General features: G+C 72.2%; 26 protein-coding genes. 18 read left to right on the top strand and 8 right to left on the bottom strand.

Features of this window, described 5'->3' with window-relative positions; all coding sequences use genetic code 11:
- Window positions 1-186: 186 nt before the first annotated feature.
- Window positions 187-360, bottom strand: a complete 174-nt coding sequence (locus ACZ4SF_RS15030; protein ID WP_468383462.1) for a CsbD family protein — start codon at window positions 358-360, stop codon at window positions 187-189.
- A 157-nt stretch (window positions 361-517) separates the two neighbouring features.
- Here ACZ4SF_RS15030 and ACZ4SF_RS15025 point away from each other — a divergent pair, with 157 nt between their 5' ends.
- Window positions 518-685: a hydrophobic protein gene (locus ACZ4SF_RS15025; RefSeq protein ID WP_468383459.1), complete on the top strand. Its 168-nt coding sequence runs from the start codon at window positions 518-520 to the stop codon at window positions 683-685.
- Here ACZ4SF_RS15025 and sph read toward each other — a convergent pair.
- From sph to mgrA, 3 genes are all read right to left on the bottom strand, one after another.
- On the bottom strand, window positions 675-1,700 hold the full coding sequence (sph, locus tag ACZ4SF_RS15020) for a sphingomyelin phosphodiesterase (RefSeq protein WP_468383456.1): 1,026 nt from the start codon (window positions 1,698-1,700) through the stop codon (window positions 675-677). The two genes, ACZ4SF_RS15025 and sph, sit on opposite strands and share 11 nt — an antisense overlap.
- A gap of 314 nt (window positions 1,701-2,014) precedes the next feature.
- A complete protein-coding gene (locus tag ACZ4SF_RS15015) occupies window positions 2,015-2,197 on the bottom strand; it encodes a hypothetical protein (RefSeq protein WP_468383454.1) in 183 nt (60 codons plus the stop codon).
- 124 nt (window positions 2,198-2,321) lie between these two features.
- A complete protein-coding gene (gene mgrA, locus ACZ4SF_RS15010; RefSeq protein ID WP_468383451.1) occupies window positions 2,322-3,365 on the bottom strand; it encodes an L-glyceraldehyde 3-phosphate reductase in 1,044 nt (347 codons plus the stop codon).
- A gap of 176 nt (window positions 3,366-3,541) precedes the next feature.
- On the opposite strand from mgrA, the gene ACZ4SF_RS15005 reads away from it, so the two are divergent.
- The 3 genes from ACZ4SF_RS15005 (at window position 3,542) to pgm (ending at window position 6,750) form a co-directional block, all read left to right on the top strand.
- A complete protein-coding gene (locus ACZ4SF_RS15005) occupies window positions 3,542-3,856 on the top strand; it encodes a hypothetical protein (RefSeq protein ID WP_468383722.1) in 315 nt (104 codons plus the stop codon).
- 231 nt (window positions 3,857-4,087) lie between these two features.
- A complete protein-coding gene (locus ACZ4SF_RS15000; RefSeq protein WP_468383704.1) occupies window positions 4,088-4,852 on the top strand; it encodes a chitosanase in 765 nt (254 codons plus the stop codon).
- A gap of 257 nt (window positions 4,853-5,109) precedes the next feature.
- Entirely contained in the window at window positions 5,110-6,750 is a 1,641-nt protein-coding gene (pgm, locus tag ACZ4SF_RS14995; RefSeq protein WP_468383448.1) for a phosphoglucomutase (alpha-D-glucose-1,6-bisphosphate-dependent), read from the top strand.
- A gap of 63 nt (window positions 6,751-6,813) precedes the next feature.
- Here pgm and ACZ4SF_RS14990 read toward each other — a convergent pair whose 3' ends face one another.
- From ACZ4SF_RS14990 to ACZ4SF_RS14980, 3 genes are all read right to left on the bottom strand, one after another.
- Entirely contained in the window at window positions 6,814-7,731 is a 918-nt protein-coding gene (locus tag ACZ4SF_RS14990) for an SGNH/GDSL hydrolase family protein (RefSeq protein ID WP_468383446.1), read from the bottom strand.
- 165 nt (window positions 7,732-7,896) lie between these two features.
- Complete coding sequence (locus tag ACZ4SF_RS14985; RefSeq protein WP_468383443.1) at window positions 7,897-8,154, bottom strand: DUF5133 domain-containing protein; 258 nt, start codon at window positions 8,152-8,154, stop codon at window positions 7,897-7,899.
- A 164-nt stretch (window positions 8,155-8,318) separates the two neighbouring features.
- Complete coding sequence (locus ACZ4SF_RS14980) at window positions 8,319-8,732, bottom strand: nuclear transport factor 2 family protein (protein WP_468383441.1); 414 nt, start codon at window positions 8,730-8,732, stop codon at window positions 8,319-8,321.
- 51 nt (window positions 8,733-8,783) lie between these two features.
- Between ACZ4SF_RS14980 and ACZ4SF_RS14975 the strand changes: the two genes are divergently transcribed.
- The 12 genes from ACZ4SF_RS14975 (at window position 8,784) to ACZ4SF_RS14920 (ending at window position 22,933) form a co-directional block, all read left to right on the top strand.
- Window positions 8,784-9,269: a MarR family winged helix-turn-helix transcriptional regulator gene (locus ACZ4SF_RS14975; RefSeq protein WP_468383438.1), complete on the top strand. Its 486-nt coding sequence runs from the start codon at window positions 8,784-8,786 to the stop codon at window positions 9,267-9,269.
- Window positions 9,270-9,666: 397 nt separating this feature from the next.
- Window positions 9,667-10,191, top strand: a complete 525-nt coding sequence (locus tag ACZ4SF_RS14970; RefSeq protein ID WP_468383436.1) for a hypothetical protein — start codon at window positions 9,667-9,669, stop codon at window positions 10,189-10,191.
- Between the two features lie 399 nt (window positions 10,192-10,590).
- On the top strand, window positions 10,591-12,717 hold the full coding sequence (locus ACZ4SF_RS14965) for a hypothetical protein (protein WP_468383434.1): 2,127 nt from the start codon (window positions 10,591-10,593) through the stop codon (window positions 12,715-12,717).
- A 143-nt stretch (window positions 12,718-12,860) separates the two neighbouring features.
- A complete protein-coding gene (gene pelF / locus ACZ4SF_RS14960; RefSeq protein ID WP_468383431.1) occupies window positions 12,861-14,372 on the top strand; it encodes a GT4 family glycosyltransferase PelF in 1,512 nt (503 codons plus the stop codon).
- Entirely contained in the window at window positions 14,369-15,763 is a 1,395-nt protein-coding gene (locus ACZ4SF_RS14955; protein WP_468383428.1) for a hypothetical protein, read from the top strand. Before pelF ends, ACZ4SF_RS14955 begins: the two co-directional genes overlap by 4 nt.
- Window positions 15,764-15,808: 45 nt before the next feature.
- Window positions 15,809-16,810, top strand: coding sequence for a GDP-mannose 4,6-dehydratase (locus ACZ4SF_RS14950; protein WP_468383426.1), 1,002 nt, complete (start codon window positions 15,809-15,811; stop codon window positions 16,808-16,810).
- 39 nt (window positions 16,811-16,849) lie between these two features.
- Window positions 16,850-17,563, top strand: coding sequence for a nucleotidyltransferase family protein (locus ACZ4SF_RS14945; RefSeq protein WP_468383424.1), 714 nt, complete (start codon window positions 16,850-16,852; stop codon window positions 17,561-17,563).
- 7 nt (window positions 17,564-17,570) lie between these two features.
- Window positions 17,571-18,470, top strand: a complete 900-nt coding sequence (locus ACZ4SF_RS14940) for an NAD-dependent epimerase/dehydratase family protein (RefSeq protein WP_468383422.1) — start codon at window positions 17,571-17,573, stop codon at window positions 18,468-18,470.
- Entirely contained in the window at window positions 18,467-19,138 is a 672-nt protein-coding gene (locus tag ACZ4SF_RS14935; protein ID WP_468383419.1) for a spherulation-specific family 4 protein, read from the top strand. Before ACZ4SF_RS14940 ends, ACZ4SF_RS14935 begins: the two co-directional genes overlap by 4 nt.
- 40 nt (window positions 19,139-19,178) lie before the next feature.
- Window positions 19,179-19,835 (top strand): maltokinase N-terminal cap-like domain-containing protein, encoded by a 657-nt coding sequence (locus ACZ4SF_RS14930; RefSeq protein ID WP_468383417.1) that lies wholly within the window; start codon window positions 19,179-19,181, stop codon window positions 19,833-19,835.
- 278 nt (window positions 19,836-20,113) lie between these two features.
- The gene (locus tag ACZ4SF_RS14925) at window positions 20,114-21,976 is read left to right on the top strand and encodes a M1 family metallopeptidase (RefSeq protein ID WP_468383414.1); all 1,863 of its coding nucleotides are present in this window, start codon (window positions 20,114-20,116) and stop codon (window positions 21,974-21,976) included.
- A 123-nt stretch (window positions 21,977-22,099) separates the two neighbouring features.
- Complete coding sequence (locus ACZ4SF_RS14920) at window positions 22,100-22,933, top strand: lysozyme (protein WP_468383412.1); 834 nt, start codon at window positions 22,100-22,102, stop codon at window positions 22,931-22,933.
- A gap of 17 nt (window positions 22,934-22,950) precedes the next feature.
- On the opposite strand, the gene ACZ4SF_RS14915 is transcribed toward ACZ4SF_RS14920, so the two are convergent.
- On the bottom strand, window positions 22,951-23,445 hold the full coding sequence (locus ACZ4SF_RS14915; RefSeq protein WP_468383410.1) for a MarR family winged helix-turn-helix transcriptional regulator: 495 nt from the start codon (window positions 23,443-23,445) through the stop codon (window positions 22,951-22,953).
- Between the two features lie 57 nt (window positions 23,446-23,502).
- Here ACZ4SF_RS14915 and ACZ4SF_RS14910 point away from each other — a divergent pair, with 57 nt between their 5' ends.
- Window positions 23,503-24,330 carry an alpha/beta fold hydrolase gene (locus ACZ4SF_RS14910; RefSeq protein ID WP_468383407.1) on the top strand — a complete coding sequence of 276 codons (828 nt, stop codon included), beginning with the start codon at window positions 23,503-23,505 and terminating at the stop codon, window positions 24,328-24,330.
- Between the two features lie 207 nt (window positions 24,331-24,537).
- Window positions 24,538-25,539: a LacI family DNA-binding transcriptional regulator gene (locus ACZ4SF_RS14905; protein ID WP_468383404.1), complete on the top strand. Its 1,002-nt coding sequence runs from the start codon at window positions 24,538-24,540 to the stop codon at window positions 25,537-25,539.
- Window positions 25,540-25,733: the final 194 nt, after the last annotated feature.

The following is a 25,733-nucleotide window of genomic DNA, read 5'->3' as shown; positions in this document are numbered from 1 at the left end:
GGACGTTCGCGAGGAATCCTCCAGATGCACACGAAAGGCTGGTGAGGGGTGGCGCACGGGCGCGCCGGTCGCTCGACGCGGCCGGCCCGGGCGTCCGGACACACAGATGAACGGGCCCGGGAAATCCGCTTCCGCTGGATTTCCGGACCCGTTCGGCATCCGAATCGGCGCACGCCTCGGTGCTTGTCAGTGCTTGAAGGTGTCCTTCGCCTTCTCCTTCGCCTGCCGGGCATCTCCGCGGGCACCCTCCATACGGCCCTCGGCCTCCATGCGCTCGTTTCCGACGGCCCGGCCCGCGGCCTCCTTGAGCTTGCCCTTGGCCTGCTCCGCCTTGGCCTTTGCCTTCTGGTTGCCAGCCATTGCGTGTCACTTCCCCATGTCGACGCGGTCTCTGGTCCACATCCGGATTTCCGTTCCGTCGCCGTCCAAACCCGTCATCCGAATCCTGTATCCGGCGGAAAAAGAGAGGCCTGCCCGGGAAATTACAGGGAACCCGGCGGAACGGAGGTGGATATACATGGTTCCTTTGCTCTTGGTTCTTCTGCTGGCATTGATTCTTTTCGGCGCGGGCTTCGCGCTGAAGGCGTTGTGGTGGATCGCGGTCGTCGTGCTCGTGCTGTGGCTCGTCGGCTTCGTCGTCCGCCCGGCCGGGGCCCGCCGCGGTGTGCCCCCGTCTAGCCCGTGAAGGCCCGCAGCGGGTAGTGGTCCGAGAGGTTCGTGTATGTGTACGACGTACCCCAGCTCGTCACGGTCCAGGGTGCCGACTGCTCCTTGACGACCTCGTTGCGCCACCCGGCCGGCCGGGCGTTGCCGGCCCGGGCGAGGACGTAGTCCAGGTCTTCGCGCGGATCGTCCGGGTAGCGGTAGCGGGCGATGGAGTTCTCCTGTGTGTCGAAGGAGTACGGGTGCCCGGTGCGGGCGTCGGCCCCGGCCAGACCCGCGTCGGCGAGCATGGTCGCGTACTCGGCACTGCGCGAGTCGACGTTCAGGTCGCCCGCGACGAGCACCTCCTCGTTCGCGGGGATGTTCTTGGCGTCCAGGAAAGCGTCGATGGCCCGGAACTGACGGGCCCTCATCCGTGCCGCCTCACCCGCGTCGCACCCCGGGTCGGTGGACTGCGCGTGTGTGCCGACGACGTGCACCCTGGTGCCGTTGACGTCCAGCACCACATAGGCGAAACCCTTGTTGGACCACCAGTCGGCGCCGCAGGCGTCCTTGTAGACGTACTGCTCCTTGCGCAGGACCGGCCACTTGCTCAGCACGGTGACCCCGCCGTCCTCGGGCGTGGTGGACGAGTACGATCCGCCGGTCGCGTCCCAGCCGTCCCGGCTGCGGCCCACCACCGGTGTCTGGTACGGGTATTGGGCCGCCGCCTTGCTCTTCAGCGCGTCCGACGAGGAGTTGTCGAACGCCTCCTGCAGGACCACCACGTCGTTGCCCTGGAAGAAGGACGCCTTCGGTATCTCCGCAGCCCGGTGGTCCTGGCCCCAGTTGGGGTACAGGTTCTTGCTCATCAGAAAGACGTTGTACGTCAACACCCGGAGTGCCGGCGCCGGCGCCGGCTCGGCGGCAGCTGCGGGAGCGGCGAGCGCCGCCGCGGGAAGGGCGAGGGCGAGCACGGCCGCGGCGAGGGCGCGGCGCGGTGCGAAGGGCGTCACTGGTTCTCCCTGTGGATGAAGGGGCTGAGTGGCGCCGCACATCAAACCATCAGGGATTACCCACAGGTAACACCCAGGCACGCATCAGATGGCGCGCAGCGGAGGAACAGGGGGAGGAGGGCAGCGAGGGGAGCGGGGCTTCGAGACTCCTCCACCATTTGTCCGAACCGGAGGAGCCCCGGGCCGACGGCACCGAGTGGCCGGTCGCTTCGAGTGTGCTCCTGCTGACAGGGGCGGCCCGCTCGGCCGCCCACCCCGAGCGGGTGCCCGGGAAGGGGGGGCTGAGCGGGGCGCCCAAAAAGGCCGGCGCCAGGACGACGTCCCTCCTGACTCGGCGGGCGAGGCAAGAGGGAGGGCTACGCGCCTGCGGCGGCCGCGGCGTCGTCCTCGCCGTGGCCGGGCTGGCACGCCCGGCACAGCTCGTGGTCGCCGTCGCGGGTGACGACGGTTCCCCAGCCGAGGCACAGCTCGCAGTCGCGGGCGAGGCTCAGATCGGGGCGGGGAGGCAGGACAGGGGTGCAGTGGGCTCCGTACGCCATACGGTGAGCGGCTCCTTGAGATCGCGGTCGTGTCGCGAGGGCAGGGATGACAACGCTGTCCGGTCGACTTCCATTATGTCCTACTTTTCCCATACGTCTGTGATGCAGGTCACAATCACGGAGATCAGCCGAGATTGCCGAGCCGGGCCTCGCGCCACAGGTCCACCCCGCCGTCCGTCGCGAGCTTGTCGATCTCGGCCAGCTCCTCTTCGCTGAAGGCGAGGTTCTCCAGGGCGGCCACGTTCTGCTCCAGCTGCTCGGTCCGGGAGGCGCCGATGATGAGGGACGTCACCCGCTCGTCCCGCAGGGCCCATGCCAGCGCCAGCTGGGCCAGCGTCTGACCGCGCCGGGCCGCGACGTCGTTCAGGGCGCGGAGCCGGCCCCGCATGTCGTCGGTCAGCCAGGCGGCGTCCAGGGACGTCCCCCGGGCGGCCCGTGAATCCTGCGGGACGCCCTCCAGGTACCGGTCGGTGAGCAGCCCTTGGGCGAGCGCCGTGAACCCGATGACCCCGAAGCCCTCCTCCCGGGCCGCGTCCAGCAGGCCGTCGGTCTCGATCCAGCGGTTGAGCATGCTGTACGACGGCTGGTGGATCAGCAGCGGCGTGCCGAGGTCACGCAGGATCGCCGCGGCCTGCCGGGTGCGCTCGGCGTCGTACGAGGAGATGCCGACGTAGAGTGCCTTGCCCTGGCGGACGGCGGTGTCGAGCGCGCCCATGGTCTCTTCCAGCGGCGTGCTCGCGTCCAGCCGGTGGGAGTAGAAGATGTCCACGTAGTCCACGCCCATCCGGCCGAGCGACTGGTCGAGCGACGCCAGCAGGTACTTGCGGGAGCCGCCGCCCTGCCCGTAGGGGCCGGGCCACATGTCCCAGCCGGCCTTGGTGGAGATCACCAGCTCGTCCCGGTAGGGCGCGAGGTCCCGCCGCAGCAGCCGGCCGAAGTTGCTCTCGGCGGCGCCGTACGGCGGGCCGTAGTTGTTCGCCAGGTCGTGGTGGGTGATGCCGAGGTCGAAGGCGCGCAGCGCGATCTCGCGCTGGGTCTCGAACGGGCGGTCGTCGCCGAAGTTGTGCCAGTAGCCCAGGGACAGGACCGGGAGGTCCAGTCCGGAGCGGCCGGTGCGCCGGTAGCGCATGGTGCCGTCGTAGCGAGCGGGGTCCGCGACGTACGTCATCGGGTGTTCTCCGGTGGTGCCGTAGGAGTGCCCCTGCGTGTGCGCACGGGCCCGTACACCCTGCGTCCTGACGCTGGACAAGTCCAACCGGCGTCCCGGATGGGATTGAGCGGTTCCGTTTCTCAATCGGCCGACAGGGCGGCGTCTGCAGCTACCTCGCCGCCACCCTCGGCAAGGTGTCCTTCCCGGCCGCCTCCCCGGCCGCCCAGGTCATCTCCTCGTTCGCGACGTTCGCCGCCTGTCGTACGGCCACTCGGCGGGCTGGTCTTCGGGCCGGCATGCTGTGGATCGTCGTGCTGATCACGTTCCTCGGCCGGCTCGGCGACCCGGTCGGCCTGCTCACCGTCAGGTTCCTGCCCGAGAGCGCCCAGGTCCCGCTCGAGGGCTCGCAGCCGATGGTCGGATCGCGCGAGGAGAGGCACGAGCTGATCGCGGCCTCGAAGGAGCTGTACACCGTCACCCGGGAACGGGAGAAGGCGCGGCACGGCTGAGCGCGAGGGACGGGTCCCGGGGTTGACATAGGGTTGTCTGATCGTACGAAGTTCCGCCGAGCCGGGTTTCCGGTCCGCACCATGTTTGATAGGAAACTTTCCTACCAGTATCGGTACGGGCCAACTCCCCACCCCCCACTCTCCCTTGGAGCCGCTGTGGTCTACTCGGACCGCGAAACCCCTTCCGCCGCGCCTCTCTCCCGCCGGAGCGTCGTGGCCGCCCTCGGTGCCATGGCCTCCGGCGCCCTGATCGGCGTCTCCTCCGCGGGCTCCGCCGGGGCGGCCGCGCCGGGGCTGGACGATCCCGCGAAGAAGGAGATCGCCATGAAGCTGGTGTCGAGTGCGGAGAACTCCTCGCTCGACTGGAAGGCGCAGTACAAGTACATCGAGGACATCGGCGACGGGCGCGGGTACACGGCCGGCATCATCGGCTTCTGCTCCGGCACCGGCGACATGCTCGACCTGGTCCAGCTCTACGCCGACCGCAAGCCCGGCAACGTCCTCGCCGCATACCTGCCCGCCCTGCGCAGGGTGAACGGCACGGACTCGCACCAGGGTCTCGACCCGAACTATCCCAGGGACTGGCGCAAGGCCGCCCAGGACACGGCGTTCCAGCAGGCCCAGAACGACGAGCGCGACCGCGTCTACTTCCATCCCGCGGTCGCCCAGGGCAAGGCCGACGGACTGCGCGCCCTCGGCCAGTTCACCTACTACGACGCCATGGTCATGCACGGCGACGGCGACGACCCGACCAGCTTCCGCAACATACGCAAGCGCGCCCTGCGCACCGCCAAGCCGCCGGCCCAGGGCGGCAACGAGACGACGTACCTCAACGCCTTCCTGGACGCCCGGGTGTGGGCCATGAAGCAGGAGGAGGCGCACAGCGACACCAGCCGTGTCGACACCGAGCAGCGGGTCTTCCTGCGCAAGGGCAACCTCGACCTGAACACCCCGCTCGACTGGAAGGTGTACGGCGACAGTTACCACATCGGCTGATCCGCCCGGAGCCAGGGAGCGTACGGCAGGCCGGCGGGCGCGGACACCGGTGCCACGGAGTCCGGCCCGGCAGCCCGCCGCGCCGTGACGCGCCGGATCACCGCGCTCGCCGGCGCGGCGGCGACCGGCGGAGGACCGCATCACGCGGCAGCCGGGACGGGTGGCTCCGGCCGGTGGGGCGTACTCGCATGCTGCGCCCCTGACGAGGAAAGATGGGCGGTGAGCGAACCATCCCACCGATGCGGAGGAACGGACTCATGCCGCACGAGCGAGCCGGCCGGCCGGCCGGTCCCGAGGACCTTGTCGACGTGGCACGGCTGGTCACCGCGTACTACGCGCTGCACCCGGACCCGTCCGACCCGGCGCAGCGGGTGGCGTTCGGCACCTCGGGACACCGCGGTTCGTCCCTGGCGACCGCGTTCAACGAGGACCACATCGCCGCCACCAGCCAGGCCATCTGTGAGTACCGCGCCGCCCAGGGCACCGACGGGCCGCTGTTCCTGGGGGCCGACACGCACGCCCTGTCGGAGCCCGCGAAGGTCACCGCGCTGGAGGTGTTCGCCGCCAACGACGTGACCGTGCTCATCGACAGCGAGGACGGCTACACGCCCACCCCCGCCGTCTCGCACGCCATCCTCACCCACAACCGGGACCGCGCCTCAGACCTCGCCGACGGCGTGGTCGTCACCCCGTCGCACAACCCGCCCGCCGACGGAGGCTTCAAGTACAACCCGCCGAGTGGCGGTCCGGCGGCCTCCGACGCGACCTCGTGGATCCAGGACCGCGCCAACCAGATCATCACGGGCGGTCTGAAGGACGTACGCCGGCTGCCGTACGCCCGCGCACTCGCCGCGGACACCACCCGGCGGTACGACTTCCTCGGCGCCTACGTCGGCGACCTGCCGAGCGTGCTGGACCTGGACGCCGTCCGCGCGGCCGGCGTGCGCATCGGAGCCGACCCGCTCGGCGGGGCCTCCGTCGGCTACTGGGGCCGGATCGCCGAACAGCACGGCATCGACCTGACGGTGGTCAACCCGCACACCGACCCCACCTGGCGGTTCATGACGCTGGACTGGGACGGCCGGATCCGCATGGACTGCTCCTCGCCGTACGCCATGGCCTCCCTCATCGAGCAGCGCGACCGGTTCAACATCGCCACCGGCAACGACGCCGACGCCGACCGGCACGGCATCGTCACCCCGGACGCCGGTCTGATGAACCCCAACCACTACCTCGCGGTCGCCATCTCCTACCTCTACCGGCACCGCGAGCAGTGGCCGGCCGCTGCCGGCATCGGCAAGACCCTCGTCTCGTCCACGATGATCGACCGGGTCGCCGCCGACCTCGGCCGCCGGCTGGTCGAGGTGCCGGTCGGGTTCAAGTGGTTCGTGGACGGACTCGTCAGCGGCGACATCGGATTCGGTGGCGAGGAGTCGGCCGGTGCGTCCTTCCTGCGCCGGGACGGCTCGGTGTGGACCACCGACAAGGACGGCATCATCCTTGCCCTCCTCGCCTCCGAGATCACGGCCGTCACCGACAAGACCCCGTCGGAGCACTACGCGGACCTGACCGCACGCTTCGGCGCACCCGCATACGCCCGCATCGACGCGCCCGCGAGCCGCGAACAGAAGGCACTGCTCGGCAAGTTGTCGCCGACGCAGGTCACCGCCGACACGCTCGCCGGGGAGGCGGTCACGGCCGTGCTCACCGAGGCGCCCGGCAACGGCGCGGCGATCGGGGGCATCAAGGTCACCACCGAGAACGCCTGGTTCGCCGCCCGGCCTTCGGGCACCGAGGACGTCTACAAGGTGTACGCCGAGTCCTTCCTCGGCCCGGACCACCTCGCCCGCGTCCAGGAGGAGGCCCAGGGCGTGGTGCTGGGGGCGCTCGGCGGCTGACGGCCCGTCACCGCGGCCTTCCGCCGGCCGCGCCGCCGGACGGCCGCCGGTCGCGGTGGGTCCTCAGCCGCGTCCGCGGCCGTGGGACAGCCGGCCCAGGACCGCTTCCGACATGGCCTGTTCGCCCTTCGCGTTGGGGTGCGCGGGGGCCGCGGGGGAGGCCGGCCGGAGCGGCTCGATCCAGCGGTCCGCGGGCGCCTTGCACATGTCGTGGCCGACCGTGGGGCCGTAGGTGTCGACGTACTCGGCCCGGTTCACGGCGGCCACCAGGCGCAGCATCAGGTTCAGCCGCTTCTCGGTGTCGCGGAGGTAGGGAAAGTCCTGCCGCGCGAACGGCACTTGCGGAAAGCAGCCGCTGCCGTCGTCGGGGAGCAGGTCCGGATAGCCGACGACGACCACCCGGGCGTGCGGCGCCCGGGCGTGCACGGCGCGCAGCACCCGGTCGACCTTCGGCGCGGTCTTCGCGATGGTGAGGGCCAACTGGTCGTAGCCTGAAGCATGGTAGGACCGCTCGCAGGGGTTGCCCGCCGGGTCCTGGGCGGCGAGGCGGGCACAGGTGCCGATGATGGAGCCGAAGCCGACGTCGTTGCCGCCGATCTGCACCGTGACCAGGTCCGTGTGCCGGTCGAGGGCGTCGAGCTGGGGCTTGTTGGTGCCCTGTGCCTGCCACATCTCGGCCGTGGTGGCCCCGCCGCAGCTCACGTCCGTGAACGCGCCCACCTGCAGCGCGGCGGCCACGAGCGAGGGGTAGTTGCGGTCGGAGCGGGCGCAGTCGGCGTCCACCTGGCGCGGGATGCCGGGGCCCGAGGTGTACGAGTCGCCGAGCGCGACGTAGGCGGTTTCGCGGCCGTGCCCGGCCGGGTGCGCCGCGGCCGGTGCCGTGCCGGCCGCGACCAGGGCGCATCCGCCCAGCGCCGCCCCCAGCACCGCGCTGCGCCGCCGGCTGCCCGCCGTGCCCGCCGGCCGCTCGTCGTTCGCCATGAGTCCTCCCCCTGAGGCCGCTGCATCGCGCGGTTACGGCACCGCAGAGCGGCCCTCGCGCGTCGGACTGGGCCTGTATACCGTCCGGTAGGTCCCGCCGACCATAAGCGGGAGGCAACGAGTTCAGGGGGAGGCGGGGACAACTGCTCCGACGGCGCGGACCGTTCAGACCGCGGACGGCTGCTGCGCCGGGGCGGGCGCCTGGAGCAGGGAGTCGTCCTCCGGGCGGGCTCCGGAGAGCCGGTGACGGGCGGCGATCAGAGCCATGTCGACGTCCCGGGTGCCTGTCGCCACGCACAGCGTGTAGGAGATGTCCGCGAGCCGCTGCCGGGCCTGTGGGGTGCTCTCCTCGGCTCCGAGCAGAGTCAGGGCCTGGTACTGGGAGACGAGGTCCTTCAGTACTGCGGGGTGAGCCATGAGCATGCGTTCCGCCTCCCGGATGGGTCGCCGATGTGCGAAGTCGAGAGCGCGAATACCCGCGCCGGCGATCTCCATGCCGTGTGCCGTGTGCCGTGTGCCGCCGTGTGCCGCTGCCGCCCGGCCATCGCCGCCTGCCGCCCGGCCGACGGTGCCGTCGGGGCGCCGGGTTACGGGAGGCGCTCGTAGCAGTCGTAATTCCGCTGAGCGATGATCCGGCCGTCGCGGAACTCGAGGAATGCCGCGATGTGGGCGCGCAGGACGTGGCCCGCGGGCACCTCGCCGAACGGGACGGCCAGGGTGCCGGACCACTTGACCTCCAGGGCGACCTGAGCGTCCGAGGCCACCGCGTTGATCACTTCGTAGTGCTGGCTGCGGAGCAGGGTGCGGGCCTGCTGCGAGGCGGCAAGCGTCTCGTGCAGGGCCCGGACGGTGCCGTCCGGGAACAGGGCGTTGGGCAACTGGGCGTGGACCGCCTCCGGATGCAGGTACTGCGCGAGTTCCTCCGGCGGGGCCAGCCGGGCCACTGCCTGGTGATAGCGGAGGGCTGTTCGGACATGCGGATGCTCTTCGTTCTCCGTCATGTCGACAACCATAGTTGTACAACCGTGGTTGTCAAAGTGAGAATGGGGGACATGCAACAGCCACTCGTCGAACCGCGTGACCTGGACACGGGCAGCCTCGCCCTCTTCGTCGGCTTCGCCTCCACCGCCGCCGTCCAGGGAGAACTCGCCTCCCTTGGCTTCGGTGACCTGCGTGTGTCCCACGGCTATGTGTTCCAGCACCTCATCGACGCCCGGCCCACGGTCGGCGACCTCGCGGACCGCCTCGGAATGACCCAGCAGGGAGCCTCCAAGGCCGTCGCGGAACTGGAGCGCCTCGGCTACGCCGAACGCCTGCCGGACCCCCGTGACGCCCGCATCCGCCGCGTGGCCCTCACCGGGCGGGGCCGGCAGGCCGTGGCCGCCGCCCGCCGCGCCCGGGAGCAGCTGGAAGCGCGCCTGGGTGAGCGCTACGGCGCTGCGGCGCTGGAGGCCGCCCGGACGCTGCTCCTCGACGTCCTGGACGACCTCGGCGGCACCGCGGCCGTCCAGCGGCGCGACGTCAGGCCGCCGCGCTGACACGAGTGCCCGGGCGAGCGGCCGTCCGACGGGCGCGACGTCGGGACGGCGCCCCGAGGGGAGCGCCCGGGCGGGCGGCTGGACGCGGCCCGCCCTTCGGTGTCCGGCCGGAAACCGCACTCTGGCCGAGAATGAGCCTCCGTCACAACCGGTCTCCCTGGTTCCGTCCGCCGCCGGGCGTCTCATCCGCGCCAATGCCGCCGTCGGCACCACCGGTCCGGCGTGCCTCGCGACCCCCTCCCGTCACCCGTCTCCGGCATGCGCGAACACGGTGGGTGACGGCTCGTCACGGCATTCCCGCATCTCCTTCACGGGACGACCACTTTCGGCCGATCCGTCGTCCGCGCCCGGCGGCGGGGCAGACGCCGTGCCGAGCGCGTGCCTAGCCTCCCGGGCCATGCGATCACCTCTGCCGAGACGCCTCGGTCTCACCGCCGTCCTCGCTTTCCTCGTCGCCGTCTTCGGCCTCGCGCCCAGCGCCAGCGCCGACCCCGCGCCGGCCGGTCTGACCTTCGCCACCGACACCGCCACCACCACCCCCGGCGGCACGGTGAAACTGTCGATGACGATCACCAACAACAAGACCTACGACATCTGGTTCGTCTACCAGACCATCGACCCGACCTGGCTCACCACCCAGCGCCCGGACCTGAAGTACAGCTTCACCGGCTGCAGCCTGGCGGGCGTGAGCGGCAGCACCCCCTGTTCCGGCACCGGCCCGAGCAACCTCGGCGGCAACTACGGCGCCACCATTCCGCCCGGCCAGAGCCGCACCGTGACGCTGACCCTCCAGGTCGCCGCCGACTCCGGCTGCAACGGGAACATCGGCTTCTACTCGTACTACTACGCCGAGTTCAGCGACAGCACCAACACCAGCGGCGGACCGGTCTACACGCCCGAGACGCGCGTGCTCTGCGCCTGACGGACTCCCCGGTTCCGCGGCCCGGGTGACTGAAATAGGCCTCCTGGCCGGACAACCCGCGCGGAACGGACCACGACACGTCGCCCGGCGGGCCATCACGGTCCGCCGGTGCGTCGTACCAGTGCGGAACAGCGGTCGTGAGCTGCCCATTTCCCCGCGGTCCCCGCGCGGCGGTGACGGGAGAACGGCTTGTCCGGTTGCGTCCGGACGTCGTTGGACACCTGCACTTTTCCGTCAGGTTTCGTAAGACGACCACAAAAGCTACACAGAGACATCACCATGTGACGCGACGGAAGCGTCGACGACCGGCCTCTGAGGGGGACGCCGGCGTCACGCGAGGGGGTGCGTCCGCTCCATGGGAGCCGTGCTCGCCCCTGCCCGGGGAGGGGACTTCACCGCATGAAGCGGACCATACGCACCACCGCGCTCACGGTGGGCGCGCTCATCGCCGCGCTCGGCCTGCAGGCCGGCCCGGCGGAGGCCGACACCACCGCAGCGCGCATCGACCTCAGAGTCCTGGTGGTGAGCGACGGCGGTCCGGCCACCGACGCCATCGCCGCCGAACTCGACGCCGCCGGAACGCCGTACACGAAGGTCGACCTCACTCGCTCCGACCGTCCCACCATCGACGCCGGGTTCCTCGCCGACACCGTCGACGGCCGGCCGCGCGCCAGGTTCCAGGCCGTCGTCCTGCCCAACGACAACCCGTTCGCGGCCGGCAGCCCCGAGATGGCGGCGCTCGTCGCCTACGAGAAGACGTACGCCGTCCCACAGGTCGACGCCTACACCTACGCCCGCCCCCAGGCCGGCCTGCAGGTCCCCACCTCCGGTGGCTACTCGGGCAGCGTCGACGGCATCCAGGCCCAGGTCACCGCCGCCGGCCAGGCCGGACCCTTCGGCTACCTGGACGGTGCGGTGCCCTTCGAGGACAACTCGCCCACCGTCGGCGAGAGTTACGCCTACCTCTCCACCCCGGCCCCCGGCGCGGACTTCACCCCGTACGTCCAGGCCCCCGTCCCTGGCACCGGCAAGCAGGGATCCCTGATCGGCGAATACCGGCACGACGGACGGCGCGAACTGGTCGTCACCTTCGTCTACAACCAGTACCAGCAGCAGTTCCGGCTGCTGGCCCGGGGCATCATCCAGTGGATGACCGGTGGCGTGCACCTCGGCGCCTCCCGCAACTACTTCGCCGTCCACGTGGACGACGTCCTCGCCGCCGACGACCGCTGGGACACCCAGCTCAACTGCACGCCCGGTGACGTCGACTGCACCAACGGGGCCGGCACGCCCCACCCGATCCGGATGACCGCCGCAGACGTCGACCACGCCACCGACTGGCAGAGCAGCCGCCACTTCACGCTCGACCTGGTCTACAACGGCGCCGGCAGCGTCGACCAGCGCGAGGACAACAACGGCGTCGACCAGCTCGCCGACAAGCTGATCGCCGACCGGAACCAGTTCCGCTGGGTGAACCACACCTACACGCACGCCTTCCTGGGCTGCGAGCAGAACGTCACCGTCGTGCCCTGGACCTGCGCCACCAACGCCGACGGCAGCACCAAGTGGGTCAGCCGCAGCACGCTCGACCAGGAGATCGCCGCCAACCGCGCATGGGGACAGGCCGCCGGACTGCCCTTGCAGGACGACGAGTTGGTCACCGGCGAGCACTCCGGTCTGAAGCTCCTGCCGCAACAGCCCGCGGACAACCCCAACCTGGCCCTCGCTCTCGCCGACAACAACATCGGCTGGCTCGCCTCGGACAACTCCCGCGACCCCGTACAGCGCCAGGTCGGCCCCGCCACCACGGTCGCCCGCTACCCGATGAACGTCTTCTACAACGCGGGCAGGGCCGCCGAGCAGGTCGACGAGTACAACTGGCTCTACACCAGCCGCGCCCAGGGCGGCAGCGGCATCTGCGAGGACAACCCGGCGACGACCACCTGCCTGCCGGCCCCGCTCGACACCGGCAGCGGCTACGGCGACCACATCGTGCCGCTGGAGACCCGGATCGCCCTCGGGCACGTGCTCTCCAACGACCCCAAACCGCACTTCATCCACCAGTCCAACCTCGCCGAGGACCGCATCGCCTATCCCGTCCTCAACGGCGTACTGGACGGCTACGACGCCCTGTTCGCGGACAACACGCCGGTGGTGAACCTGCGGATGAAGGACATCGGCGTCGAACTCCGGCGCCGTGCCGCCTGGAAGACCGCCGTGCAGGCGGGCCAGGTCACCGCCTACCGCATCGGCGACACCGTCACCGTGCAGGGCCCGGACGGCACCGCCGTACCGGCGACCCTGCCCAGCGGCACCACCCGCGCCGGCACCGGCTTCGGCACCGCCTACGCGGGCGCGGCCTCCGGCTGGACCGCATCCACCGGCAGCGCGCTGACCTTCACCCTGCCGTCCTCCGCCGCCGCACCCGCCGCGACCCCGGGCGCCGCCGCCACCACCGGCCCGGCCCCGCGCACCGAGGTCCCCGCGGGCGTCACCGAGCAGGTGCCGTACACCCCGGACAGCTGACCGGCGCACCGGCCCCAGGGCCGGTCCGGCGACTCCCGCGCGCCGTCGCGAAGGGAGCCGGCCGGACCGGCCCGGGTCCCGGCCGCCCACCGGCGGCCGGCATGCGTACGACCACCCCACACCTCGGCCGTGGAGCCCCATCGATGCACGTTCAGCACGGCGCGCGCCGCTCCGGCGCGGCGCACGTCACCCTGCTCACCGAAGGCACCTACCCGCACAGCCATGGCGGCGTCAGCGTCTGGTGCGACCAACTCGTCCAGGGCATGCCCGACCTCGGCTTCGACGTCATCGCCGTCACCGGCACCGGACGCGAACCCGTCGTATGGGACCTGCCCGCGCACGTCCACAACGTGCTCTCCGTGCCCATGTGGGGCGCCCCGCCGGAGGGCCGGCCGCCCCGGGGCCGGGCCCGCAACCAGCTCGACGCCGCCTACGAACGCTTTCTGACCGCGCTGCTCGACCCGCGCGCCGAGGACCAGTTCCCGCCCGCGCTGTACACGATGGCGCGCGCCGCCGCCGACGGCACACTGAGCCCGTTCCTGCGCGGCGACCGGGCCATCGCCATCCTCGCCGCGGTGTGGAACCGCCCGGGGCTGCCCGTCCGGGAGGCCCGGCCCACCCTGCACGACGCGGTCACCGCCACCGCCCTGCTGGAACACGCCCTGCGCCCGCTCGCCGCGCCCCCGCCCCGCCAGGGCGTGGCCCACGCGGTCAGCGGCGGGGTGGCCGTGCTGCCCGGCCTCGCCGGTCTGGAACGGTACGAGGTGCCGCTGCTGCTCACCGAACACGGCGTCTACCTGCGGGAACGGTATCTCGGCTATCGCACCGCCCCCTACCGCTGGCCCGTGAAGGCCGTCGTCCTCGGCTTCTTCCGGCTGCTGGCCGAGGAGACCTACCGCAGGGCCGCCCTGATCACCCCGGGCAACCGCTACAACCGGCTGTGGGAGGAACAGGGCGGCGCCGACCCCGAGGCCATCCGCACGGTCTACAACGGCGTGGACCCCGCCGCCTTCCCGCCCGCCGGCCCCGAACCGGAAGCGCCCACGCTCAGCTGGGCCGGCCGCGTCGACCCCATCAAGGACCTGGAGACCCTGATCCGCGCCTTCGCCCTGGTCCGCAAGGAGATACCCGAGGCCTCACTGCGGCTCTTCGGCGGCACGCCGCGCGGCGGAGAGGCGTACCGGGAACGCTGCGAGGCCCTCGCGGCGGAACTCGGGCACGCCGACGCCGTCACCTTCGAGGGCCGGGTCGACGACATCAAGGACGCCTACGCGGCCGGCAACGTCGTGATGCTCTCCAGCATCAGCGAGGGCTTCCCGTTCACCCTCATCGAGGCCATGTCCTGCGGCCGGGCCACCGTCTCCACCGACGTGGGCGGGGTACGGGAGGCCGTCGGCGACACCGGGCTCGTCGTCCCGCCGCGCGACCCCGCGCGCATGGCGGCGGCGGCACTGGAACTGCTCGGCGACGCCGAACGGCGCGGACGGATGGGGGAGGCGGCCCGGCTGCGGGTGATCGAGCAGTTCACCCTGCGCCAGACCATCGACACCTTCCGCACCATATACCTCGAACTGCCCACACACGCCCGGCCGTTCGCCACGCCGGCCGCGCGCGGGCAGGGCCTCCGGGTCGCCGCGGGGAGCCTGGCCGGATGAGCGGACCCATGGCGCTCGAACCGGGCGGCAGCGAACAGGAAACCCTCGCACTGCGGCTCGCCGGCACACCCCGCCGCCGTGACGACCACACCCTGACCCTACGGCTGCCCGGCCACCTCCCCGACCCGGAGGCGGTGAGCCGGCTGGCCGCCGGCCTAGCCGACCGCATCGGCCCCGCCGTCCACCCCTACGAGGTGGCCGCCCTGCTGGAGGCCGAGGGCCTGACGGCCGACCAGATCAAGGAGCGGTACGGCCACCCCGACCTGTTCTCGCTGGCCACCGCGCTCTACGAGCAGGTGCCCCGGACCTTTCCGGAGCCCGCGCCCACGGCCGACCCATGGCGCCCGGACACCGTCCGCTGCCTGCTGCGCGGCGTACTCTTCGCGCTGCCAGGCCTCGCCTATCTGCTCACCGCACCCCTGTGGCACCCCGGCCGGCACGCCGCCGCGCTCGTCACCGCGGGCGTGTTCTCCTGGGCGTGGGGGCAGGCGCTCGGCCATCGCGCCCATCTGCGGATGACGGCCGGCCGCCGGGAGGCCGCCCGTACCCTGCTGGCCGGCACACCACTGGGCGCGGCCCTCGCCACCGCCGTCGCCGCACCGCTCGCCGGCCGCGGCCCGGTGCTCCTGGCGACGGCGGCTCAGTCGCTGTACCTCGCGGCGGCGGGCGTCCTGCTCGTGCTGGCCAGGGAGCGGCTGCTCCTGGCCGCGCTCACCCCGCTGATCGCGGGTGCCGCGGTCCTGCCCTGGTGGGAACCCGGCACCGGGCTGCGGACCGGGCTGGTGCTGCTGGCGCTGCTGGCCACCCTCGCCGTGACCGGCCACGTCCTGCGCGGGGCCCTCGCCGCCCCGGCCGCGTCCGGCGGCAGCCGCCCCCGGCTCGTGCGGTCCCTGCCCTACGGGCTGTTCGGGCTGGCCGCGGCGGTCCTGGTGCTGCTGGAAGGGCGGCGCGAGCCGTACGCGGTGATCGTGCTGACCGTCAGCATGGGCCCCGCCGAGTGGCTGCTGTACCGGTACCGGGGCATGTCCGTCGCCGCGCTGCGGGCCACGGCCACCCCCGCCGGATTCCTGCTGCGCTCCGCCGCCGTCCTCGGTTGCTGCCTGCTCCTCTACCTCCTGCCGCTGCTGCCCGCCGCCTGGCTGACCGGCGCGGCACCGGCCACCCTGCTGCTGCTCGCGGCCACCCTGTGGACCGCGCTGCTCCTCCAGGCGTTCGGGACCGCCTGGCCGCCGGCCGTGATCTGCCTGGCCGCCGCCGGCGCGGCCGGCGCGGCCGTGCTGCTCCGCCTGCCCCCGGGCTCCACCGCGCTGCCGCTGTGCTGCGGCGCCGCCGTGGTGGCCCTGGTGGCCTGCGTCCTTCGTCTGCTCGGCCGGCCCGCCCGGCACGCCTGACCCACACCGCTCACACCTGTGCAACCGACCGGAAGGACCCACGAGTTGACCTCCGCACCGCTCGCCGCCGTCACCGGAGCCGAGGGCTTCATCGGCTCCCACCTCACCGAGGCCCTGGTCGCCTCCGGACACCGGGTCAGAGCCATGGCCCAGTACAACTCCTTCTCCTCCTACGGCTGGCTGGAGACCCTCGCCCCGGACGTCCTGGACCAGGTGGACATCGTGCTGGGCGACGTCCGCGACCCCGGCTCGGTGCGCGGCCTGCTCGAAGGCGCCGACGTCGCCTACCACCTGGCCGCCCTGATCGCGATCCCGTACTCCTACCAGGCTCCGCACAGCTACGTGGAGACCAACGTCACCGGCACCCTCAACGTGCTGGAGGCCGTACGGGCGCTGGGCACGCCCCGGCTGGTGCACACCTCCACCAGCGAGACCTACGGCACCGCGGAGACCGTGCCCATCACCGAGGACCATCCCATCAACACCCAGTCCCCGTACGCCGCTTCGAAGGCCGGCGGCGACCGGCTCGCGGACAGCTACCACGCCAGCTTCGGCACCCCGGTCGTCACCCTCCGGCCGTTCAACACGTTCGGGCCACGCCAGTCGATGCGCGCGGTCATCCCCACCGTCATCGGCCAGGTCGCGGCGGGGGAGCGCACCATCACCCTCGGCGATCTGCGTCCCACCCGGGACTTCACCTTCGTCAAGGACACCGCGCGGGCGTTCCTCGCGGTCGGCACCGCCCCCGCCGAGCAGGTCGTCGGACGCACCTTCAACGCCGGTACGGGCGGCGAGATCTCGGTCGGTGACCTGGTCGCGCTGATCGGCAAGGTCATGGACACCGCCCTCGACGTCCGCGAGGACTCCGCCCGGATCCGCCCCGCGGCCTCCGAGGTCATGCGGCTCGTCGCCGACGCCACCAGGCTCGCCGCGGCCACCGGCTGGCAGCCCGGCCACACCCTGGAGCAAGGCCTCGCGCACACCGTGGAGTTCTTCCGAGACCCGGCCAACCTGGCCCGCTACAAGACCGGCATCTACAACATCTGACCCGTCCGGCACGGCCCCACTCGACGAAGGAGGAGCCCCATGCATGCAGTGATCCTGGCGGGAGGCAAGGGCGTCCGGCTGCGGCCGTACACCACCGCGCTGCCCAAGCCGCTCGTCCCGATCGGCGACCAGCACGCCATCCTGGAGATCGTGCTGCGCCAGCTGTCGACCGCGGGCTTCACCCGCTGCACCATCGCCATCGGACATCTCGGCGAGATCATCCGCGCCTACGTCGGCGACGGCTCCCAATGGGGCATGAACGTCGACTACGCCACCGAGGAGAGCCCGCTCGGTACCATGGGCCCGCTGCTGGGCCTGAAAGACCGGCTGCCCGAGACGTTCCTGGTGATGAACGGCGACATACTCACCGACCTCGACTACGCCGACGTGCTGCACCGCCACCGGGGGTCGGGCGCCCCGCTCACCATCGCGACGTACGCCCGCAAGGTGCACATCGACTTCGGCGTCCTCACCACCGCCGAGAGCAAGGTCGTCGCGTTCACCGAGAAGCCCAGCATGGACTACCGCGTCTCCATGGGCGTCTACGGCCTCAGCCGCTCGACCCTGGACGGGTACACGCCGGGTCTGCCGCTGGGCTTCGACGAACTCGTCCTCGACCTGCTGAAGTCCCAGAATCCGCCGCACGCCTACGAGTTCGACGGCTACTGGCTCGACATCGGCCGGCCCGACGACTACGACCGGGCCAACGCCGAGTTCACCACCCGCAAGTCCCTCCTGCTCAAGGGAGCCTGAGTACCACATGCGCATTCTCGTCCTGGGCGGCACCGGATACCTGGGCCGCCACGTGGCCGAGCGGCTGCGCGCCCTCCCGGGCGCGCACGTCCTCGCCGCCGGCCGCGACTCTGGCGCCGAGTTCGCCGTCGACCTCGCCGCCGACCGGCCGGAACGGCTCACGAAGACGCTGGCGGCGGCCGCCCCCGACGCCGTCGTCAACTGTGCGGGCGTCACCGGCGGCGACACCGTGACCCTGGCCGAGGTCAACGCCCGCGGCCCCGCCGTCCTGTGCACGGCGCTGCACGAGGCGGCCCCCACGGCCCGTCTGGTGCACCTCGGCTCGGCCGCCGAGTACGGGCCGGGCACCCCGGACGTGACGGTCGCCGAGTCGGCACCCGCCTGCCCGGTCACGCCCTACGGCGCCACGAAGCTGGCGGGTACGGTCGCGGTGACCTCCGCCGCCCTGGACGCGGTCGTGCTGCGGGTCGGCAACCCGGTCGGCCCCGGCGCACCCGTCGCGAGCCTGCCCGGCCGGCTGGCTGCGCTGCTCGCCGCGGCAGGCCAGGACCCCGAGGCGGTGCTGCGCCTCGGAGACCTCTCCGCGCACCGCGACTTCGTCGACGTCCGCGATGTCGCCCGGGCGGCCGAGTTCGCCGTCACCGCCCCGGCACCGCTGCCCCCCGTCCTCAACATCAGCTGCGGGACGGCCCTGCCCGTAAGGGAGTTGGCGCACGGACTGGCCCGGCTGGCGGGCTTCCGGGGCCGGCTGGACGAGGGTACGGCGGGTTCGGCGCGCTCCGCGCAGGTCTCGTGGCAGTGCTCGGACGTCTCCGCGGCCGCCCGGGCCCTGGGCTGGCGCCCGGTGCACAGCCTGGACGAGGCCCTCGCGTCGCTGTGGGCGGCCACCACGGAGCGGGTGCGGTGAGCCTGCTGGTGCCGCTGTACGTGCACCCGGCCGAGGACCCCGGCGCCTGGCACCGGCTGATCGGGGCGGCGGCCCGGACCTACGGGGTCGTCCTCAACCCGGCGAGCGGGCCCGGCACCGCTGCGGACCCCGCGTTCATTGCGGCGGCCCGGGCCTTGCGCGCGGCCGGGGCCCGGCTGCTGGGCTACGTCGACACCGACTACGGCGTCCGGGACCCGGCGGTCATCACCGAGGAGGTGCGCCGGCACCAGGAGTGGTACGCGGCCGACGGCTGCTTCCTGGACCGGGTGACCGCCACCGCGCAGGGGCTGCCCGCCTGCCGCCGCCTGGTGAGGGACCTGCGGCGGCTCGGCGCCGGAACCGTCGTCCTCAACCCGGGCGTCCACCCGGAGCCCGGCTACGGCCGGCTCGCCGACCTGACGGTGACGTTCGAGGGGCACTGGTCGACGTACGTCTCGGCGTTCACCCGCCCGGCCTGGACCGCCCGGCACCCGTCGGACCGGTTCTGCCACCTCGTCTACGGCGTCCCGGCGGCACTGGTCCCGCTCGCCGTGCGCACCGCACACGAGCGGGGCGCCGCGGTGTGCGGGCCGGTGACGGGTGAAATGCCCAATCCCTGGGCCGGATTGAGTCCGGCGCTGACCGGCGAGGAGGGTGTGGAAGGCTGAGCAGGGTCAGCATCCGCAGGAACGGGAGGCAACCACCCGCATGGCCCTCATCCATCACACCACCATCAAGCCCACCAAGCTCGAACTGCTCACCGAGTGGCTGCCCACCCGCCCCTGGTACCGCGGCGGTGCGGACGCGCCCGTTCTGGAGAAGTCCGGCGGGTTCCGGCTGGACGACCCCGAGGGAGAGGTCGGCATCGAGTTCATGGTGGCCACCGACACCTCGGGCCCCGAGCGGACCGCCTACCTGGTGCCGCTCACCTACCGCGGCGCGCCGCTGGCGGGGGCCGAACACGCCCTCGTCGGCACGATGGAGCACGGGGTGCTCGGCAAGCGCTGGGCGTACGACGGCTGCCACGACCCGGTGCTGGTCACCGCACTGCTGTCGCTGATCGAGGGCCGGGCGCAGGCGATGGCCCAGAGCATCAGTGACACCCCCGACCACGAGGTGACCCGCTCCTACGGCGGAACCCCCTTCGCCGTCGACGGCTTCGTCCCCGCGCCGGCCGACGACCGGGACGGCACCCGTCTGGTCACGCCCCACGGCGCGACCCTGTACGTCCACCGCGTCCTGCGGCCCGTCGCGGAGAACCCGCCGCTGCCTCCCCAGGGAGCGGCCGGCCATGTCGCGAGCGGCTGGGCGGGCCCGGACGACACCCGGCTGCGGGCCGTCTTCATGACGCTGCGCTCCGCCTGATCCCGGCGCCGCCCGACGGCCGTCGGGCGGCGCCCACGGTGGCGTCGGCGGGGCACGGCGCCCAGTGACCCTTCCGGCGCACACCTCCGTGAACCGCTCTGGCATGAACCGGTCAAGTCTGTCACTCTTTCGGCAATCGTCGTCCCGCCCCCATGGGGCGACTCGCTCCCCAGTACGGCGATCACGCAAGCACCGTCCACGGCCGCCGCCGGCACACCCCAGCCGGCCGGGCGGCCATCGAGCAGGCCGGGACCCCGGCCGCCGCAAAGGAGTAGCGTGTGAGATCGACTCCCCACAAGGCCCTCGGCGCCGGTGCGGTCACCGTCGCCGCGCTGGCCGCCCTCGTCCTCCCCGGCACCCCCGCCGCCGCCCGGCCCGCCCCGGCGCCCGCGGCCGCCGCCTGCACTCCGGCCCAGGCGGTCACCAACGGAGGGTTCGAGAGCGGCACATCACCCTGGACGGCCTCCTCCTCCACCGTGATCACCAGCCGCTCCGGACAGACCGCCCACGGCGGCAGCTCCTACGCCTGGCTGGACGGCGTCGGCAGCACCCACACCGACAGCCTCACCCAGAGCGTGACGATCCCGTCCGGCTGCAGCACGGCCACGCTGACCTTCTGGCTGCACATCGACACCGCCGAGACGACCTCGTCCATCGCGTACGACAAGCTCACGGCCAAGATCGGCAGCACGGTACTGGCCACCTACTCGAACCTGGACAAGAACACCGGCTACGTCCAGAAGTCCCTCGACGTGTCCTCGTTCGCCGGCCAGACCGTCAGCCTGTCCTTCACCGGCACCGAGGACTCCAGCCTCCGGACCAGCTTCGTCCTGGACGACATCGCCCTCGACACCTCCGGCGACACCACCCCGCCGTCCACCGACTCCACCCGCACCCCGGCGGCACCCGCGTACACGGTGAACCTCAGCAGTGACACGAGCGGCACCGTCTGGACCGGGCACGAGAGCGTGACCTTCACCAACGCGTCCGCCACCGCGCTCGGCGAGGTGTACCTGAGGCTGTGGGACAACTACCACGGCACCTGCGACGCGATGCCGATCCGGGTCGGCAACGTCACCGGCGGCACCGCCGGCGCGCTCTCCGTCGCCTGCACCGCACTGAAGATCGACCTGCCGAGCCCGCTCGCCCAGGGCCAGAGCGCCACGATCGGCTTCGACCTCGGCATCACCGTGCCCAGCGGCGCCGACCGCTTCGGCCACGACGGCGCGTACAGCTTCATCGGCAACGCCCTGCCCGTCCTCGCCGTCCGCGACGGCGCCGGCTGGCACGTGGACCCGTACACCGACAACGGCGAGTCCTTCTACTCCCTGGCCGCCGACTTCAAGGTCACCCTCGACCATCCCAGCAGCCTGCTGGTCCCGGCCACCGGCACCTCCACCGACACCCCCGGCTCCAGCGGCCGCACGGTCACCACGGCCACCGCCGCCGAGGTCCGCGACTTCGCCTGGGCCGCCGGCCCCTTCACCAAGATCTCCGGTACCTCCGCCGCCGGCGTCCCGGTGAACGTCTACTCCGTCTCGGGCATCAGCTCCTCCAGCGCCCAGTCGATGCTCAGCACCGCCAAGAGCGCGGTCGACGCCCACGCCGGCCGGTTCGGCGCCTACCCGTACGGCGAACTGGACGCCGTCATCGACAACAACTACTGGTTCGGCGGCATGGAGTACCCGGGCTTCGTCCTCGACGTGGTCAGCACCACGGCACTCACCCATGAGATCGCCCACCAGTGGTGGTACGGCATCGTCGGCGACGACGAGTACACCAGCCCCTGGCTGGACGAGTCGTTCACGGACTACGCCACCGACCTCGCCCAGGGCAAGACCGGAACCGGCTGCTGGAGCGGCGTCTCCTGGGCCTCCAGCGCCGAGAAGATCACCAACTCGATGGCGTACTGGGACGCGCACTCCTCCCGGTACTCCACCGTCGTCTACGGCTACGGCAAGTGCGCCCTGCACGACCTGCGGCGCGTCCTCGGCGACACCGCCATGGCCAAGCTGCTGAAGGACTACGCGACCGCGCACTGGTACGGCGTGTCCACCACGGCCGCGTTCAAGGCGGCAGCGCAGGCCGCCACGAGCACAGACCTGACCTCCTTCTGGACCCAGCACCGCATCGAGGGCTGACCGGCACCCGCATGGCCCAGCACCCCATCGAGTGCTGACCGGCACCCACATGGCTCAACACCGGCCGCGGATGGCGGACTTCGGAGGGCACCCGGAGTGCGGGACGACCCGACCCCGGGTCAGATGGATCCCGTGCGAAGCTCCATATGCCTTCTCCGCGGCCGGTCCCTCCGGTGCCTCACGGGCGCCCTGACCGGCCTCCTCCTGTCCAGCTCCCCGGCCGTGCCCGCGCCGGCCGGGGGCACTCCAGCGCGGGGCACCGCCTACATGGGCATCGGCGTCCTCGCCCATGACGGATCCTCCGGTACCCCGCCCCAGGCCGGCCGCGCCTCCCAGATCGAGGGCGTGGACGTCTCCAGCCACCAGCTCAGCGTCGACTGGCAGACGCTGTGGGGCGGCGGCACCAGGTGGGCCTACACCAAGGCCACGGAAGGGACGTCCTACACCAACCCCTACTTCACCCAGCAGTACAACGGCTCGTACGACATCGGCATGACCCGCGGCGCCTACCACTTCGCCACCCCGGACACGGCAGGCGGCGCCGCCCAGGCCGACTACTTCGTGGACCATGGCGGCGGCTGGTCCAAGGACGCCAAGACCCTGCCCGGCGCCCTCGACATGGAGTGGAACCCGTACGGCGACGCCTGCTACGGCAAGTCCAAGAGCGCCATGGTCAGCTGGATCCGTGACTTCCTGAACCGCTACAAGTCCCGTACCGGCCGAGACGCGGTCATCTACACCGCCACCAGCTGGTGGACCGACTGCACCGGCAACTACGCCGGCTTCGGTACGACCAACCCGCTGTGGATCGCGCGCTACGCCTCGGCCGTGGGCACACTGCCGGCGGGCTGGTCGGCGCACACGATGTGGCAGTACACCTCCACGGGCAAGACGGTCGGCGACCACGACCGCTTCAACGGCTCCCAGGAGCAGCTGAAGAGCCTGGCCACCGGCTGAGCACTCGCGCGGTGCGCTCAGTCGACGTCCACGTCGGCGAACAGCGCGTGCATCGCGCCGAGCACGCGCAGGCACGTTTCGACGTCCGCCATGGTCAGCTCGCCGTCCACCCGGCGCAGCAGCTCGTGCTCGCGGGCCCGTACGGCCGCGATCGCCGCCCGGCCCGGGTCGGTGAGCCGGATGAGCGGGGACCTGCGGTGCGCCGGGTTCGCCACGCTCTCCACCAGGCCCTGCCGTGCCGCGTCGTTCACCATGCGCTGGACGAACTGCCGGCTGAGCGCCTGCGCCCGGCCCATCTGCGGGACCGTCAGCGGCCCCCGGGCGCGCAGCAGATCGAGCACCGCGCGCACTCCGACGGACAGTCCCTCGATCGGCGCCCCCTCCTCCACCTTGCGCTGCACGCGCCGGTAGAGCGGCCCGACCAGGTCGAAGACCTCGGTCAGGCGCTCGGCCAGCTCGTCCCTGCAGGGTCCGGAGGCGTCGGGCGCGGGCGTGGTGCGGTCGTCACTCATGGGACAAGGATGACACCTTGGTTGCCAACACGCCAGAAAGATGACACCTTGGTTGTCATGAATTTCGACTTGGCCTCCCTTCCTGTCCGTTCACTGCAGACCGCCGACGGCTGCCTCGCCTACCGCGAGGCCGGCTCCGGTACGCCCCTTGTCCTCCTGCACGGTGGCTACACCGACCACCGCATGTGGGAGGAGCAGATCCGGGCCTTCGCGCCGAGTCACCGGGTCATCGCCTGGGACGCCCGCGGCCACGGCGCCTCCGACAACGCGACCCGCCCCTTCCGGCAGGTCGACGACCTCGCCGCGCTGCTCCGGGGCCTCGACGCCGCTCCCGCCGTGCTCGTAGGACTGTGCATGGGCGGCGGCATCGCGGTCGACTGCGCTCTCGAGTACCCCGAGCTGGTCCGCGCGGTCGTCGTCAGCGGTTCGGGCACCAGTGAACCCGTCTTCGAGGACCCGTGGGTGCTGGAGTCGATCGCCGCCCAGCAGCGGGCCCTGGCCGCTCTCGACCTGGCGGGCTGGGCCGACGCGTTCGTGCAGTGGGGCGTCGGACCGCACCGCGACCTGGCCGACCTCGACCCCGCCATCGCGCTCGGCCTGCGCGAGATGGGCCTGGGCACCCTGGGCAAGCACACCCCCGACGAGCCCGACCACCACATACCCGTCACGGAGACCTGGGAGCGGGTGCCGGGCATCAAGGTGCCCCTGATCGCCATCAACGGTGAGCTGGACACCGCGGACCACCTGGCCATGGCCACCCGCCTGGCCGGCCTCGTCCAGGGCGGCCGCACCGTCGGCGTCCCGGGTGCGGCCCACTACCCGAACATGGAGAACCCGGCTCGCTTCAACGCCGAACTGTCCGCCTTCCTCGAGAAGTCGGCATAGCCGGAGAGGACGGGTCACCCCGGCTGCCCGTCGTAGGTGAGCGCGGGGCACGGCTCCTGGGTGGTGACGCCGGCCCCGCGCACGGTGCCCGTGCCGTCCTTCCTTGCTGACTCGTGTTACCAGACAGCTCCGCCGGCGTCCCCCTGGCTTATTTACGCGTGTAACCTGGCTACCTGCGCGCGCGGTACCGACGAGCGGAAGGCAAGCATGGCGAGGAAACCGGCCGCGGCCGTCACCAGCGCCGACGTGGCCCGCCTGGCAGGCGTCTCGCGGGCCACCGTTTCCTTCGTGCTGAACGACACCCGGACACACCGGATCAGCGAGGCCACCCGCACCAAGGTGCTCGAAGCCGCGGACACGCTCGGGTACGTGCCGCACGCGGCGGCCCGTTCACTGCGCGCCGGCCGCACCGACATGGTGCTGATCCCGGCCGCCGTGTCCGCCATCGGCCGCCTCCTGAGCGGCTGGATCGACGACCTGCACACGGAGCTGGAGCGGTACGGCTACACGACCGTCCTGCACGCCGGGCGGTTCTCCGACTCCGTCGGTGCGGCGCGCGCCTGGGCCGAACTGCGCCCAGGCGCCGTACTGGCGCTGGACGGCGCGAGCCTGACCGAGGCCGGCGCCGGCGTGCTGCGGCGGGCCGGGGTGCAGGCCCTCATGGCGCTCGCGCCGGACCCGGTCAGAGGGGTCTTCACGGTCCCCTACGACGACCGGCGTGCCGGCGTGCTCGCCACCGAACACCTCGTCGCGCAGGGCAGGCTGCGCCTCGGGGTCGTCATGCCCCGCGAGCGCGGACTGTCCGCGTTCGCCGCGCCCCGCCTGGCCGGCGCCCGGAGCGTCGCCGCCCGGACCGCGGCGGCCGTGACCCCGGTGGAGATGGAGTACACCTACGCGTCCGCCCTCGAGCTGGCCCGCGGCTGGGCCGCGCTCGGCCTGGACGGCGTCTTCGCCTACAACGACGAGTACGCGGCCCTGCTGCTGCGAGCCCTGCAGGACACCGGCCTCGACGTGCCCGGCGAGGTCGCCGTCGTCGGCTGCGACGACCTGGTCACCGCCGTCCTGCAGCGCCCCGCGCTCACCACGGTCCGGCTGGACGTGCTCTCCGCCGCCCGGATCGCCGCGGCGCTGCACAGCCTGATCGAACACGGCACCGCCGAGCCGCTGCCCGCGACGGACCCGGTGCTCGTACGCCGCGAGTCCGCCTGACCGGGCGGACCACGAGCGCGACGGGGCGGACCCCGGGCGCCTGCCGACCGCCGGTGACCCGGTGACGACGGGATGCCGGGACCCTGGTGACCGCCGGGTGTCCGGGTGGCACCTGGATCCTGGCCGCCCGCTGCCCGCTGCCCGCCGCCTGCCGCCCGCCGGTGTCCGGCAACGGCGAACCCCGGCCGTCCGCC

The organism is Streptomyces sp. NPDC027663 (assembly GCF_055566415.1).
The sequence above is the reverse complement of the archived record's forward strand: the minus strand, read 5'-3'. Positions and strand labels throughout refer to the sequence as shown.

Excerpts from the sequence above, each read along its gene's own strand:
- ACZ4SF_RS15030 (WP_468383462.1), bottom strand. The coding sequence starts at position 360 with ATGGCTGGCAACCAGAAGGCAAAGGCCAAGGCGGAGCAGGCCAAGGGC.
- ACZ4SF_RS15025 (WP_468383459.1), top strand. The coding sequence starts at position 518 with ATGGTTCCTTTGCTCTTGGTTCTTCTGCTGGCATTGATTCTTTTCGGC.
- sph (WP_468383456.1), bottom strand. The coding sequence starts at position 1,700 with ATGTGCGGCGCCACTCAGCCCCTTCATCCACAGGGAGAACCAGTGACG.
- ACZ4SF_RS15015 (WP_468383454.1), bottom strand. The coding sequence starts at position 2,197 with ATGGCGTACGGAGCCCACTGCACCCCTGTCCTGCCTCCCCGCCCCGAT.
- mgrA (WP_468383451.1), bottom strand. The coding sequence starts at position 3,365 with ATGACGTACGTCGCGGACCCCGCTCGCTACGACGGCACCATGCGCTAC.
- ACZ4SF_RS15000 (WP_468383704.1), top strand. The coding sequence starts at position 4,088 with ATGGCCTCCGGCGCCCTGATCGGCGTCTCCTCCGCGGGCTCCGCCGGG.
- pgm (WP_468383448.1), top strand. The coding sequence starts at position 5,110 with ATGCCGCACGAGCGAGCCGGCCGGCCGGCCGGTCCCGAGGACCTTGTC.
- ACZ4SF_RS14990 (WP_468383446.1), bottom strand. The coding sequence starts at position 7,731 with ATGGCGAACGACGAGCGGCCGGCGGGCACGGCGGGCAGCCGGCGGCGC.
- ACZ4SF_RS14985 (WP_468383443.1), bottom strand. The coding sequence starts at position 8,154 with ATGCTCATGGCTCACCCCGCAGTACTGAAGGACCTCGTCTCCCAGTAC.
- ACZ4SF_RS14980 (WP_468383441.1), bottom strand. The coding sequence starts at position 8,732 with ATGACGGAGAACGAAGAGCATCCGCATGTCCGAACAGCCCTCCGCTAT.
- ACZ4SF_RS14975 (WP_468383438.1), top strand. The coding sequence starts at position 8,784 with ATGCAACAGCCACTCGTCGAACCGCGTGACCTGGACACGGGCAGCCTC.
- ACZ4SF_RS14970 (WP_468383436.1), top strand. The coding sequence starts at position 9,667 with ATGCGATCACCTCTGCCGAGACGCCTCGGTCTCACCGCCGTCCTCGCT.
- ACZ4SF_RS14965 (WP_468383434.1), top strand. The coding sequence starts at position 10,591 with ATGAAGCGGACCATACGCACCACCGCGCTCACGGTGGGCGCGCTCATC.
- pelF (WP_468383431.1), top strand. The coding sequence starts at position 12,861 with ATGCACGTTCAGCACGGCGCGCGCCGCTCCGGCGCGGCGCACGTCACC.
- ACZ4SF_RS14955 (WP_468383428.1), top strand. The coding sequence starts at position 14,369 with ATGAGCGGACCCATGGCGCTCGAACCGGGCGGCAGCGAACAGGAAACC.
- ACZ4SF_RS14945 (WP_468383424.1), top strand. The coding sequence starts at position 16,850 with ATGCATGCAGTGATCCTGGCGGGAGGCAAGGGCGTCCGGCTGCGGCCG.
- ACZ4SF_RS14940 (WP_468383422.1), top strand. The coding sequence starts at position 17,571 with ATGCGCATTCTCGTCCTGGGCGGCACCGGATACCTGGGCCGCCACGTG.
- ACZ4SF_RS14930 (WP_468383417.1), top strand. The coding sequence starts at position 19,179 with ATGGCCCTCATCCATCACACCACCATCAAGCCCACCAAGCTCGAACTG.
- ACZ4SF_RS14920 (WP_468383412.1), top strand. The coding sequence starts at position 22,100 with ATGGATCCCGTGCGAAGCTCCATATGCCTTCTCCGCGGCCGGTCCCTC.
- ACZ4SF_RS14915 (WP_468383410.1), bottom strand. The coding sequence starts at position 23,445 with ATGAGTGACGACCGCACCACGCCCGCGCCCGACGCCTCCGGACCCTGC.
- ACZ4SF_RS14910 (WP_468383407.1), top strand. The coding sequence starts at position 23,503 with ATGAATTTCGACTTGGCCTCCCTTCCTGTCCGTTCACTGCAGACCGCC.
- ACZ4SF_RS14905 (WP_468383404.1), top strand. The coding sequence starts at position 24,538 with ATGGCGAGGAAACCGGCCGCGGCCGTCACCAGCGCCGACGTGGCCCGC.